We start from the raw sequence: 12429 nt of genomic DNA on the forward strand, positions 1-12429 counted from the left end.
AACTCTGGACTAGGCACGGCGGCGGAGAACATTTACGCGCATCCGCTGCTCGACCTTGACCCCATGCTCATAAACGGGTCACGGTCCGCAAAATTTTCTAAAGGCGACCCCCGGGGGGAGTCTTGCCTATCAGGAGGAACTATGTGGCGCGTTAAATCGCTTGATGCGATCCTAGCGACGGCTGAGAAAAAAGCCCTTCACCGCTCGCTTGGTCCCATTCAGCTGACGCTGCTGGGTGTCGGCGCGATCATCGGTACGGGTATCTTCGTTCTGACCGCCGCCGCCGCCCAGAAGGCCGGCCCGGGCATGATGTGGTCCTTCGTGATCGCCGGCGCCGTCTGCGCTTTCGCCGCGCTCTGCTACTCCGAACTGGCCTCGATGGTCCCGGTCTCGGGCTCGGCCTACACCTATTCCTACGCCGTCATGGGCGAACTGCTGGCCTGGATGGTCGGCTGGGCGCTGATCCTGGAATACGCGGTCGCCGCCAGCGCCGTGTCGGTCGGCTGGTCCGGCTACTTCCTGGGGCTGATCGAGAACGCGCTCGGATTCCACTGGCCTGACGCGCTACGGCACGGGCCCGCCTGGTCGATGAACGGCTTCATGCCCGTCGCCGACTTCAGCGCCGGCATCGTCAACGTGCCGGCCATCATCGTGGCCCTGGCCGTGACCGCCCTGCTGGTCATCGGCACCACCGAAAGCGCTCGCGTCAACGCCGTGCTGGTGGCCATCAAGGTCACCGCCCTGACCGTGTTCGTCGTCATGGCCCTGCCGGTTCTGAAGACCGGCAACTTCTCGCCCTTCACCCCGAACGGCTGGTTCGGCCCGACCGGCACCACCGGCATGGGCGTGGTCGGCGCCGCCGCCTCGATCTTCTTCGCCTACGTCGGATTCGACGCCGTCTCGACGGCCGCCGAAGAGACCAAGAACCCGCAGCGCAACGTCCCGATCGGCCTGATCGGCTCGCTGGCCCTCTGCACGGTCTTCTATCTGCTGGTCGCCGCGGGCGCGATCGGCGCCGTCGGCGCTCAGCCGGTGCACGGCATCGACGGCTCGGTCGTCCAGCCGGGCTCGGCCGCCTTCACCGCCGCCTGCAACCTGGCCGCCAACAAGGACCAACTGGTCTGCTCGAACGAGGCCCTGGCCCACGTCCTGCGCCAGATCAACTTCCCGGTCCTGGGCAACCTGCTGGGCCTGGCCGCCAACCTGGCCCTGCCCTCGGTCATCCTGATGATGATCTACGGCCAGACCCGCATCTTCTTCGTCATGGCCCGCGATGGCCTGCTGCCGAAGAGCTTCGCGACCATCCACCCGAAGTGGAAGACGCCGTACGTCGTCACCATCTTCACCGGCGTCTGCGTGGCCATCGCCGCCGCCTTCTTCCCGGTGGGTCAGCTGGCCGACATCTCGAACTCGGGCACGCTGTTCGCCTTCTTCATGGTGTCGATCGCCGTGATGGTGCTGCGCGTGAAGGACCCGAACCGTCCGCGTCCGTTCAAGACGCCGATGGTCTGGGTCATCGCTCCGATCGCCATGCTCGGCTGCGCGGTGCTGTACTTCAACCTGCCCTTCGAGGCGATGGCCGTGCTGCCGGTCTGGGGCGCCATCGGCCTCGTGATCTACTTCGCCTACGGCTTCCGCAAGAGCCACGTCGGCCAAGGCCTGACGGACGTTCCGGAACTGGATCCGAACGCTCCGGGCGTGGGCATCCCGCCGATGCCGGGCGCTCCGGCGCCGGGCTCGAAGGAAGAACGCGATTGATCTTCAGCCGATAGGCTTTAGGTCGGAAAGGGCGGGCGCTTCGGCTCCCGCCCTTTTCTTTTGGAGGTCGCCTCATGACCCAAGCCGCCATGCCCATCGGCGCCGTGATCGCTCCGGTCACCCCGCTGCAGCAGAACTGCACGATCGTCTGGTGCGCCAAGACCATGAAGGCCGCCGTGATCGATCCGGGCGGCGAGGTCGACCGCCTGCTCAAGGCCCTTGCCGACAAGGGCCTGACGCTGGAGAAGATCTGGATCACCCACGGCCACATGGACCACGCCGGCGGCGCCGCCGAGCTCAAGGTCCGCACCGGCGCGCCGATCGAAGGCCCGCACGAGGACGACCAGTTCTGGATCGACCGCATCCAGCAGTCCGGCGAGCAGTACGGCATGCCCGAGGCCCGGATCTTCGTCACCGACCGCTGGCTGAAGGACGGCGACACCGTCACTCTGGGCGAGACGCAATTCGAGGTCTTGCACTGCCCCGGCCATACGCCCGGCCACGTGGTGTTCTTCCACCGCGAGACCAAGTTCGCCCAGGTCGGCGATGTGCTGTTCCAGGGCTCGATCGGCCGGACCGACTTCCCGCTGGGCAATCACCAGGACCTGATCGACTCGATCACCCAGAAGCTTTGGCCGTTGGGCGAGGACGTGCGGTTCGTGCCGGGCCACGGGCCGATGTCGACCTTCGGGGCCGAGCGACGCAGCAATCCGTTCGTGGGAGACCGCGTGGTCGCGGCGATGCGGGCCCAAGGGGCCGGCTACCAGGCGCCGACAAACCACTCGCCCGGCTAGGGAAAGATCATCGAGACCCGGTCCGCTCAAGGGGGGCTAAAGCGGACCAGGTCCCAACGCCGCCGGCCAACCAGGGTGGGGGAAGGCGGGCCGCCGGTGCGACATCAGATCGCACGACCGGGTTGCGTCGCTGTTTCAGGCGTGAAATCTGAACGTGATAGGGGCGTGACAGGAACGACGCATGGAAAATGTCCAGAACACCGTCCCAGGGACGATTGGCCAAGGCGACCACGACGCGCCGCGGGGTGCGGCTCCGCGCATCCTGATCGTCGATGACGACCCCGGCATCCGCGACGTCGTCTCCGACTTTCTCACCCGCCACGGCTACGCGGTCGAGGCCGCCCAGGACGCCCGCACCATGGAGCAGGTCCTGGCGCGCGGCCCCATCGACCTGATCGTGCTGGACGTCATGCTGCCGGGCGAGGACGGCCTGGCCATCTGCCGCCGCCTGTCGGCCGGCGGCGACGGTCCGGCGATCATCATGCTGTCGGCCATGGGCGAGGAGACCGATCGCATCGTCGGCCTGGAGCTCGGCGCCGACGACTATCTGCCCAAGCCCTGCAATCCCCGCGAACTGCTGGCCCGCGTCCGCGCCGTACTGCGCCGCCGGCAGGAGCCGCGCGCGGTCGATGACGCCATGGGCGCGGCCTGTGAGTTCGCCGGCTGGCGCCTGGACCTGGTGCGCCGCGAACTGCGCTCGCCGCAGTCGGTGGTGGTGAACCTCTCCAGCGGCGAGTTCTCGTTGCTGCGCGCCTTCGTCGAGCGCCCGCAACGGGTGCTGACCCGTGATCAGTTGCTGGACTTGGCCCGAGGCCGCGACAGCGACGCCTATGACCGCGCCATAGACGTCCAGATCAGCCGCCTGCGCCGCAAGCTGGACGACGGCGGCGGCAGCGAGCTGATCCGCACGATCCGCAGCGAAGGCTACATGTTCACCGCCAAGGTCGTCCGCACCCCATGACCTTGCTCCGGCGCGGCGCGCCGCTGTTCGTCCAGGCCCTGGGGCTCGTCATCATCACCCTGGTGGCGGCCCAGCTGATCTCGATCGCGGTCATCTTCAACCTGCCCCCGCCCCCGCCGGAGTTCTACCGGTCCAGCGAGATCGCGCGCGCCATCAAGACGGGCCAGCCGGTGCAGCCCCGCGACGGCCGTCTCCTGGTGGTCAAGCATCACGGCTCGGTCCGCGCCATCGGCCCCGACAATCCCCGCCGCGCCGAGTTCAAGGCCGAGATGAGCCGCCTGCTGGACGTGCCGGTCAATCGCATAGAAATCCAGATCGACAACGGTCCGCGCTTTTTCGTACGCCGCCAACCCGTCACTCCGCCCAAACCCCTAGGCCCCACCACCCGCGCGCGCGAACCCTTCGCGCGTGAGCCTGGCGGCCGTCCGCAGGGCAAGGACGAGCAGCTGATGTTCGGCGGCTTCAAGCTGGGCGTGCGCCAGAGCGACGGCCACTGGCTGGTGGTCGAGCCCAAGCCGACCTTCTTCCGGTTCGACAGCTGGCAGCAGCGCGTCCTGCTGATCCTGCTGCTGTCGGTGGCCGCCGTGTCGCCGCTGGCCTGGCTGTTCGCCCGCCGCCTCGCCCAGCCGATCACCGCCTTCGCCGACGCCGCCGAACGCCTGGGCAAGGACCCGCGTACGCCGCCGCTGAACATGTCCGGCTCGAGCGAGGTGCTGGCCGCCGCCACGGCCTTCAACATGATGCAGGAGCGCCTGCGTCGCTACGTCGAGGACCGCACGGCCATGGTCGGGGCGATCGCCCACGACCTGCGCACGCCGCTGACCCGCCTGAAGTTCCGCATCGAGGCCACGCCCGACGATGTCCGGCCCAAGCTGGCGGCCGATATCGACCAGATGGAGGCGATGATCGCCGCCACCCTGGGCTTCGTGCGCGACACCACCCGCCCGGCCGAGCGCACCAAGCTGGAACTGTCCTCGCTGCTGGAAAGCGTGATGGACGAAGCCGCGGAGACCGGTGGCGACACCACCGTGGACCGGTCCGAAAAGGTTGTGATCGAGGGCGACCCGGTGGCCCTGAAGCGCCTGGTCACCAACCTCGTCGACAACGCCCTGAAGTACGGGGGCGCGGCCCGCGGCCGTGTCTATACCGAGGGCCACATGGCCATCATCGAGATCGAGGACGACGGCCCCGGCATCCCTCTCGGCGAGCAGGAGAAAGTGTTCGAGCCCTTCTATCGCGGCGAGCCCTCGCGTAATCGCGAGACGGGCGGCATCGGCCTGGGCCTGGCGGTCGTCCGCTCGCTGGCCCGCGCCCATGGCGGCGACGTCACGCTGCACAATCGCACCGGCGGTGGGCTGCGCGCCTGCGTCGTCCTGCCGGCCTGATAGCTGCCCTCCTGTTATCCGGCGGCAAGGCTCGCGGGCCCTTTGCGGCCGAACCTTGGCGAATGTTGCCGCCGCGCAAGTCCCGCGGCCAAGCCTGACATCGCCGGGACATCCGGTTGGGCTTCAAAGCTTGGCCGACTGGAGACCCCGCGCATGACCCTTCGCTCGCTTGGCCTGACCGCCTTCCTCGCCGCCACGCTCGCGGCTTGCGCCTCCGCGCCGCCAGAGGGGCCGCGCGGCCCGCATGGGCGTGGCGGTCCTCATGGCGACGGTCCCGGCCCCACGAGCGGCCCGCGGCTGTTCATCAGCCCGGCCGGCGAGCCCTTCCGCGCCCCGCCGGGCGCCCCCTACCCCGTCAAGGCGTGGTTCGACGGCGCCGACGCCAACCATGACGCCGCGCTGAGCCGCGACGAGTTCGTGGCCGACGCCCTGCGCTTCTTCGCCGTGGTCGACTCCGACAAGAACGGGGTCATCGACGGTTTCGAGGTCTCGACCTACGAAACCCGCATCGCGCCGGAGATCGTCGGCCTGCCCGCGCCGGGTTCGATGCGACGCGGACCGATGGGCCAGGGTCCCGGCGAGGGCGGTGGCGACGACGCCCCGCGCCGTCGTCCTCAAGGCGCCAATGTCCTGCAGGGCGCCGCCCTGTACAGCTTGATCGCCGAGCCCGAGCCGGTCATGGCCTCGGATGGGAATTTCGATCGCCGCATCACCAAGGACGAGGCGACCAAGGCCGCCAAGACCCGCTTTGCTTTGCTCGACACCGACAAGGACGGCGTCCTGAAGCTGGATGGGCTGCCCAAGACCCCGGCCCAGACCGGCCCGCGCCCTGGCGCCAAGGGCGGCCAAGGAAAGGGCGGCGGCATGGGACGTGGCGGCGGCGGACGTGGAGGTCGTGGCGGCGGCATGGGCCGCCCCGGCTAGCCGCCGACCAAGCTGGCGATGATGTTGATGCCCAGCGCCAATATGGCGGTGTTGTAGAAATAAGCCGCCGCGGCGTGGGCGGTGACCAGCTTGCGCAGCTTCGAGGTCAGGATGCTGTTGTCCGAGACCTGGAAGGTGGCGCCCACGCTGAAGGCCAGATAGGCGAAGTCCATGTAGCTAGTCGGGGGCTCGCCGGGGAACTGGATGCCGCCCTTCCCCTTGCCGTCGCCGAAGTGGCGGTGGGCATAGTGCAGGACGAAGGCCGACTGCAGCACCAACCACGACAAGACCAGGGTCGTCCCCGCACAGGCGCCGATGAAGGCCTTGGCGCCGGCGGCGACGGTCTTGGCCACGATCATGGCGTCGACCACCGCCGCCAGGCTGGCGACGATGGCGGCCAGCACGATCAGCAGCAGGACCGGCGCCCCCTCGTCCTCCTGGGCGGCGCGCAGGCGGACCTCGGCCTCGTCGGCCTTGAGAAACAGCGACCAGGTCGTCACCAGATAGACCAACGCGGCGCTGTCCCAGCCCAGCAACAGGTGCGATCCACGCGGCGCGCCAGAATATTTCGCCACGCTCCACGCGATAATTCCGGCGGCTAAACCAGCCGCCAAACGCCAGTGAGACGCGGCGCGATCGACCAGCTGCTTGGTCTTGCGGGTCATTCCACGACGACTCCTTGACGCCCGGTCTGTCCCGGTGCGGCGTAATTAGTGCGATCTCACGGTGAACCGAAAGCGTCTTCGCTGGTTACTTCACCGGAACGCGCAGGAAACGACGCCAGTGACCGACCCAGACACCCCGCCCCCGCCCGAGCCTAAACCGCCCGAGTATGAGCCCGGCGTCACCCCCGTCGAGGAGCCCCCCACCTCGCCGCCGGTCGATCCAGGGGACGACCGTCCCTATGACGCCGCGACTTAGCCCGTCCGCCTTGTGACCAGTCCCGACTAGGAGCCCCACATGGACACCGATAGCGAACGTCCCCGCGGCCGTCGCGGTTTCGCCGCCATGGACCCGGAACGCCGCCGCGAAATCGCCAGGAAAGGCGGAGCTAGCGTGCCCAGCGAAAAGCGCAGCTTCGCCAAGGACCGCGATCTCGCGGCCAACGCAGGGCGCAAGGGCGGTTCGTCCTCGCGCGGCGGTCGTCCCGGCGAACGCGCTCTCTAAAAGAGGGCGAAAGCGGAATACGATCCCAAACGCGCCGGTCCCGATCTTCGGAACCGGCGCGTTTTCGCGCGTGTGCGCCAGCAACGCCCCTGCCGTCTACGCGGTGAGGGCGTAGACGGCGAAGGTCGGGTCCTCGCTGACCCAGCGCTGGGCCACGGTCCAGCCGGCGCGCTGGGCGATCATCTCGAAGGCCTCGGCCGGGTACTTGTACGAGTTCTCGGTGTGGATGGTCTCGCCGGCGGCGAACCGGAACCCGTAATCGCCGACCATGACGATCTGGTCGCGCGTGCTCACCAGATGCATCTCGATCCGGCTCTCTTCCGCGTTCCACACCGCCTTGTGGGCGAAGGCCCCCGGATCGAAGGTCCCGCCCAGCTCGCGGTTGATATGGACCAGGACGTTGCGGTTGAACGCCGCCGTCACGCCTTGCGCGTCGTCATAGGCCGGGATCAGCACCGCCGGATCCTTGGCGACATCGGCCCCGACGATGAACAACGAGCCTTCGCCCAGCAACGCCCGGGCTTGGCGCAGCAGCGCCTCGGCCTCGTCCGGCGCGAAATTGCCGATCGTCGAGCCGGGGAAGAAGCCGACGGGCGTTCGCCCCTTGACGCCCGGTGGCAAGGTCATGGCCTTGGTGAAGTCATCGACCAGCGGCGCCACGGCCAGGTTCGGATAGTCCTGGCGCAAGCTGGCGGCGGCCTCGTCCAGGGCCGTTGGGCTGATGTCGACCGGCGCGTAGACGGCGATCCGCGGCGCGGCGTCCAGCACGATGCGGGTCTTGGTGCTGGCTCCGCTGCCGAATTCGACCAGGGCCGCCCCATCCGGAATGCGCGCGGCGATCTCGGGCGCGACCCGCCGCAGCAGCGCCGTCTCGGTGCGGGTCAGGTAGTATTCCGGCAGTTCACAGATCGCCTCGAACAGGCGCGACCCCTCGGCGTCGTAGAAGTACTTGGCCGGCAGGGTCTTGGGCGAAGCCGACAGGCCCGCGATCGCCTCGTCCAGGAAGCTGTCGCCCGGCTTGACCTCGACCAGGCGGTCGTCGTCGGCCAGGCGCAGGCCGCCGAACATCCAGCGGCTGCCAGGATGGAAGAAGTTGCGGTAGGTCGCGCGCGTATGGCCGGGCGGCGTGGCCTCGCAGCCGCCGCGCAGGGTCATCTGGCTGACCATGAACTTGCCGTTGTACTCGCCCAGCGCGCCAGGCCCGGGCTTGAAGCCGGGGTAAGGGCCGTAGGCGCTGGCGGTCCACTGCCAGGCGGCGCCGTAGAGCTGGCGCATGGGGGTCTTGCCAGAGGCCGTGGCGGCGGCTTCCCACTCGGCCTCGGTCGGCAGGCGACGGCCGGCCCAGGCGGCGTAGGCGGCGGCCTCATAGTAGCTGATATGGATGACCGGCGCGTTCGCATCGATCGGATGGCGGCCGCGCAGGGTCATGGTGGTCCAGACGCCAGCGTCGTCACGGCGCCAGTAGCCGGGGGCCTCCCAGCCCTCCGCGTTGACCTTGGCCCAGCCCTCCGACAGCCACAGGTCGGCGCGGCGGTAGCCGCCCGCCTCGATGAAGGCCAGCCATTCGCCGTTGGTCACCAGGCGGTCGGCCAGACGGAACGGCGCGACGTAGGTCTTGTGACGCGGACGCTCGTTGTCGAAGGCGAAGCCCGCCTCCCCCTTTTCGTCTTCAGGGGCGCCAATCTCGACCAGGCCGCCGGCGAAGCGGTGGAAGCGCTGCGGGCCGGGATCCGGTCGCGCGGGCGCCGGACCGGACTGATAGGCCGGGCTGATCGGCGACTGGGCGAACAGGTGCAGGATGTCCATCAGGATCAGCTCCTGATGCTGCTCTTCGTGGTTCAGGCCAAGTTCCACCCGCTCGTGGATGTCGGGCGTCAGCGGGCCGTCCAGCAGGCGGACCATGGCCGCGTCGACATGGGCGCGATAAGCGCCGACCGTCTGGGCCGACGGGCGAGTCAGCAGGCCCCGCTGGGGGCGCGGCTGCCGCGGGCCGACAGCCTCGTAATACGAATTGAAAAGATAGCCGAAGGCCGGATCATAGACCTTGTAGCCCGGCAGGAACGGCGTCAGCAGGAAGGTCTCGAAGAACCACGTCGTATGGGCCCGGTGCCACTTGGTCGGGCTGGCGTCCGGCATCGACTGGGCGGCCTGATCCTCGGGCGACAACGGCGCCGCCAAGGTTTCGGTGCGGCGGCGAACCAGTTGGTAGCGTTCGACAAGCGCTTCAACCGAGGTCTCCGCGAAAGTCATCGCGGGCATATCGTCCGGGGTCATAAGCACTCCTGCGGGAAGCAGCGGGCCAAGCTTTAGCCCTGGCGACGACAACGTTTCCGGAACTTCGGCGTTCCACCCGATCCTGGCAAGGACGGTACGCGCACGCTGCTGCCAGGATGTGACAGGAGCCGACATGCAAGGCTTGAACGGAAAAACCCAAATCGGGCTCGAACAGGCTGGAGGGTGAGCGTTCGCGAAGACGTCTACCAATCGGAGGACGTCGGCTGCCCCTTACCGTCGACGAACTTGCCGGTCGGGGAATTGAGCAGCTCCGACCGGCGTCCCACGCCCGAAAAAGCCCCGGAGACCTAGTCTTCCAGCGGCGCGTCCAGCAAGGCGTCGATCATCGATTGCAGCACCTCGGTCGCGCGCTTGGGCGACAACTCCTGGTCACGGCGCAGGCGGTTCCAAGCGTCGAAGCTGAGCAGCAAATCGATGGCCTCGAAGCGGACGCGGCGCCTGGCCAGTTCCGGCGGCAGTTGACGGCGCAGGATCTCGCGCGAGATCTCGACCATCTTGGCGTTGTCCAGGGCCAGGGCCGGCGAATGGTGGCGGTGAGCCTCCGAGGCTCGTTTGAATGGCCCAACCTTCTCGTAGGCTCCGCCGCGCCGCTCGACCAGTTCCAGCACCCGTTCACGCCAGGTCTCGCCCTTGAACGGCGTGTGGACCAGGGCCATCAGTTCGGCCTCGATCTCCGCCGACATCTCGCGATACAGGCTCTCGAGGTCCTTGAAGTGGCGGAAGACCGTGCGCAGGCCGACATCGGCGCGCGTGGCGACCAGTTCGGCCGCCGGCGAGGGATCGCCCTCGCGGACCAGTTCCAGCATGGCGGCGACGATGCGGGCCCGGCTGTCCTGCGAACGCCGGCGGCGACCGTCGGACTCGGCGGCCTTGGCCGGCGCTTCGACGTCTGGACGGACTTGGCGCGTGGCGGCGCTCACGAACCGGCTTCTCCTTGGCTTGCTGGCCTGATTAGACCGCTGGTGAACGCTCGACCACCTCAAAACGGCAGGAGGTTCAGCCGGTTGGACCATTCGATATCCTTGCTCCCAGCCGGCAGCGAAACGAAATCACCATCGTGCCCGACCTTCAACGGCCCGCCGAAGATCGCCCGCGAGCGCCCCAGGAACGGTCCCTCCAGCGCCGACACCGGGACCGGCGGGATGACGTGGTAGAACAGCAGCGCCTTGACCCCGGCTTCCTTGGCCTCGCGCGCGGCCACTTCCGGCGGGGTGTGGTAGCTCAGGATGTCGTGGAAGATCCGGGCGTAGTTCTCGCGGCCCGCCGCCAGGGCCGCCTTCCGCTGGTCGGCCACCAGGTTCGGCGCCAGCCCCTCGTGCAGCAACAGGTCAGCGCCTTTCGAGGCCTGGACCAGCCGCTGGGACGGACCGGTGTCGCCGCTGATCACGACGCTGCGCCCCTTGTAGTCGAAGCGATAGCCGACCGCCCCCGCCACCGGATGGTGCGCCACCGGAAAGGCCCAGACCTTCAGGTCCGGCTTCTCCAGCACCAGCACGTCGGGCGCGTTCGGATCGGCCGTGAAGGCGTGCGGCCTCCCGCCGAAGCCCGAAGGCGGCGCGACGGCCTCGCCATGGTGGGCGATCCGATAGCCGCGATCCAGGACGTAGGCGTCCTGGAAGCCCCTCACCACCTGCTCCAGGCCCGGCGGGCCGTGGATCGGCAGCGGTTCATGCCTCGCGCCGGCCGCCCAGCGCTGCAGCATCAGCTCACCCAGGTCGCCGATGTGGTCGGAATGATAGTGGGTGATGAAGACGTCGCTGATCTGGGGCGGCGGCAGGTTCATCAGCAGCAGGTTGCGGGTCGAGCCCGGCCCGGAGTCGACCACGAACAGGTCCCTGCCCGCCACCACCGCCACGCAGGGTCCGGTCCGTGTCGGGTCGGCCATCGGCGAACCCGAGCCGCAGAGGCCGACATGCAGTCCGTCCGGCAGCGCCGCGATCGGGTCGCCCACGAGAATCCGCTGGTAGACCTTGCTCATCGCCGCCTCGGCCAGGCGGCCGCGGAACACCCAGCCGCCGCCCGCGACCAAAGCCGCGACGACGCCCACGACGCCAAGACCGATCCACACCCTGCGCATATCCGCCTCCCCGACCTGTTCCCCAAGCCTTGACCAGATGACCACATAATGACACTCGTAGTGTCAATATGAATCCGACAACCGGATGGGAGGGCGCGCCATGGACGTGTTGAGGACACCGGACGACCGGTTCGAGGGGCTGGCCGACTGGCCCTATGCGCCACGCTATACTCCGGTGTTCGACGCCGACGGTACGACGCTGCGCATCCACCATGTCGACGAAGGCCCCAAGGACCAGCGGCCGATCCTGCTGATGCACGGCGAGCCCTCGTGGGCCTACCTCTACCGCCACGTGATCGCGGGCCTGACCCAACGCGGCCGTCGAGCGATCGCGCCGGACCTCGTGGGTTTCGGCCGCTCGGACAAGCCCGCCTCGCGCGACGACTACACCTATGAGCGGCACGTCGCGTGGATGAGCGACTGGCTGGTCCGCAACGAGCTGACCGACATCATCCTGTTCTGCCAGGACTGGGGCGGGCTGATCGGCCTGCGGCTGGTCGCGGCCTTCCCGGAGCGGTTCGCCGCCGTGGTCGTCTCCAACACCGGCCTGCCGATCGGCGCGGGCAAGAGCGAGGGCTTCGAAGCCTGGCTCGCCTTCAGCCAGAACGTCCCGGAATTGCCGATCGGCTTCATCCTGAACGGCGGCGCGGCGCGTGACCTCACAGACGCCGAGCGCGCCGCCTACGACGCCCCCTTTCCCGACGAGACCTACAAGGAAGGCGCGCGGATCTTCCCGGCCCTGGTGCCGATCACGCCCGAGCACGCCTCGGTGGCCGAGAACAAGGCCGCCTGGGCCGTACTGGAGCGCTACGAGAAGCCCTTCGTCACCGCCTTCAGCGACGCCGACCCGATCACCCGTGGCGGCGAGACCGTGTTCCAGAGCCGCGTGCCCGGCGCCAGGAACGTCGCCCACACCACGCTCAAGGGCGGCCACTTCGTGCAGGAGGACAGCCCGGGCGAAATCGCCGCCCTGCTGGATGGCCTGGCGGCGTCCCTACCCGTTTCCAGTTCGGATGAACTGGAAACCCTTTAGCTTCACAGTTACCCCGTTTTGCAGACCAGACCGCT

General features: G+C 68.5%; 12 protein-coding genes. 8 read left to right on the forward strand and 4 right to left on the reverse strand.

Annotation, left to right across the window (positions count from 1 at the left end; genetic code table 11):
• Positions 1-141: 141 nt before the first annotated feature.
• The 5 genes from ACW173_RS22170 to ACW173_RS22190 all read left to right on the forward strand — a co-directional run bounded on the left by ACW173_RS22170 (position 142) and on the right by ACW173_RS22190 (position 5822).
• Positions 142-1758, forward strand: a complete 1617-nt coding sequence (locus ACW173_RS22170) for an amino acid permease (RefSeq protein WP_492082183.1) — start codon at positions 142-144, stop codon at positions 1756-1758.
• A gap of 74 nt (positions 1759-1832) precedes the next feature.
• Positions 1833-2552, forward strand: coding sequence for an MBL fold metallo-hydrolase (locus ACW173_RS22175; RefSeq protein ID WP_492082184.1), 720 nt, complete (start codon positions 1833-1835; stop codon positions 2550-2552).
• 181 nt (positions 2553-2733) lie between these two features.
• A complete protein-coding gene (locus ACW173_RS22180) occupies positions 2734-3513 on the forward strand; it encodes a response regulator (RefSeq protein ID WP_492082186.1) in 780 nt (259 codons plus the stop codon).
• Positions 3510-4898, forward strand: coding sequence for an ATP-binding protein (locus ACW173_RS22185; RefSeq protein ID WP_492082187.1), 1389 nt, complete (start codon positions 3510-3512; stop codon positions 4896-4898). The genes ACW173_RS22180 and ACW173_RS22185 overlap by 4 nt, the downstream gene beginning before the upstream one ends.
• Positions 4899-5051: 153 nt before the next feature.
• Positions 5052-5822, forward strand: coding sequence for an EF-hand domain-containing protein (locus tag ACW173_RS22190; protein WP_492082189.1), 771 nt, complete (start codon positions 5052-5054; stop codon positions 5820-5822).
• On the opposite strand, the gene ACW173_RS22195 is transcribed toward ACW173_RS22190, so the two are convergent.
• Positions 5819-6487, reverse strand: coding sequence for a DUF1345 domain-containing protein (locus ACW173_RS22195; protein ID WP_492082190.1), 669 nt, complete (start codon positions 6485-6487; stop codon positions 5819-5821). The genes ACW173_RS22190 and ACW173_RS22195 overlap by 4 nt on opposite strands.
• A gap of 118 nt (positions 6488-6605) precedes the next feature.
• On the opposite strand from ACW173_RS22195, the gene ACW173_RS22200 reads away from it, so the two are divergent.
• Positions 6606-6743 (forward strand): hypothetical protein, encoded by a 138-nt coding sequence (locus ACW173_RS22200; RefSeq protein ID WP_492082191.1) that lies wholly within the window; start codon positions 6606-6608, stop codon positions 6741-6743.
• Between the two features lie 39 nt (positions 6744-6782).
• Entirely contained in the window at positions 6783-6989 is a 207-nt protein-coding gene (locus ACW173_RS22205) for a con-10 family general stress protein (RefSeq protein ID WP_047413350.1), read from the forward strand.
• A gap of 96 nt (positions 6990-7085) precedes the next feature.
• Here the strand turns inward: ACW173_RS22205 and egtB are convergent, their stop codons facing one another.
• From egtB to ACW173_RS22220, 3 genes are all read right to left on the reverse strand, one after another.
• Positions 7086-9263: an ergothioneine biosynthesis protein EgtB gene (gene egtB / locus ACW173_RS22210; RefSeq protein ID WP_492082193.1), complete on the reverse strand. Its 2178-nt coding sequence runs from the start codon at positions 9261-9263 to the stop codon at positions 7086-7088.
• Positions 9264-9571: 308 nt separating this feature from the next.
• Positions 9572-10204, reverse strand: a complete 633-nt coding sequence (locus ACW173_RS22215) for a TetR/AcrR family transcriptional regulator (RefSeq protein WP_492082195.1) — start codon at positions 10202-10204, stop codon at positions 9572-9574.
• Positions 10205-10263: 59 nt separating this feature from the next.
• Entirely contained in the window at positions 10264-11361 is a 1098-nt protein-coding gene (locus ACW173_RS22220) for an MBL fold metallo-hydrolase (protein ID WP_492082197.1), read from the reverse strand.
• Between the two features lie 100 nt (positions 11362-11461).
• On the opposite strand from ACW173_RS22220, the gene ACW173_RS22225 reads away from it, so the two are divergent.
• Positions 11462-12394, forward strand: a complete 933-nt coding sequence (locus ACW173_RS22225; RefSeq protein ID WP_492082198.1) for a haloalkane dehalogenase — start codon at positions 11462-11464, stop codon at positions 12392-12394.
• Positions 12395-12429: the final 35 nt, after the last annotated feature.

It is taken from the genome of Caulobacter sp. ALps2 (assembly GCF_058681635.1).

Excerpts from the sequence above, each read along its gene's own strand:
- ACW173_RS22205 (WP_047413350.1), top strand. The coding sequence starts at position 6,783 with ATGGACACCGATAGCGAACGTCCCCGCGGCCGTCGCGGTTTCGCCGCC.
- ACW173_RS22185 (WP_492082187.1), top strand. The coding sequence starts at position 3,510 with ATGACCTTGCTCCGGCGCGGCGCGCCGCTGTTCGTCCAGGCCCTGGGG.
- ACW173_RS22220 (WP_492082197.1), bottom strand. The coding sequence starts at position 11,361 with ATGCGCAGGGTGTGGATCGGTCTTGGCGTCGTGGGCGTCGTCGCGGCT.
- ACW173_RS22170 (WP_492082183.1), top strand. The coding sequence starts at position 142 with ATGTGGCGCGTTAAATCGCTTGATGCGATCCTAGCGACGGCTGAGAAA.
- ACW173_RS22225 (WP_492082198.1), top strand. The coding sequence starts at position 11,462 with ATGGACGTGTTGAGGACACCGGACGACCGGTTCGAGGGGCTGGCCGAC.
- ACW173_RS22180 (WP_492082186.1), top strand. The coding sequence starts at position 2,734 with ATGGAAAATGTCCAGAACACCGTCCCAGGGACGATTGGCCAAGGCGAC.
- ACW173_RS22190 (WP_492082189.1), top strand. The coding sequence starts at position 5,052 with ATGACCCTTCGCTCGCTTGGCCTGACCGCCTTCCTCGCCGCCACGCTC.
- egtB (WP_492082193.1), bottom strand. The coding sequence starts at position 9,263 with ATGACCCCGGACGATATGCCCGCGATGACTTTCGCGGAGACCTCGGTT.
- ACW173_RS22175 (WP_492082184.1), top strand. The coding sequence starts at position 1,833 with ATGACCCAAGCCGCCATGCCCATCGGCGCCGTGATCGCTCCGGTCACC.
- ACW173_RS22195 (WP_492082190.1), bottom strand. The coding sequence starts at position 6,487 with ATGACCCGCAAGACCAAGCAGCTGGTCGATCGCGCCGCGTCTCACTGG.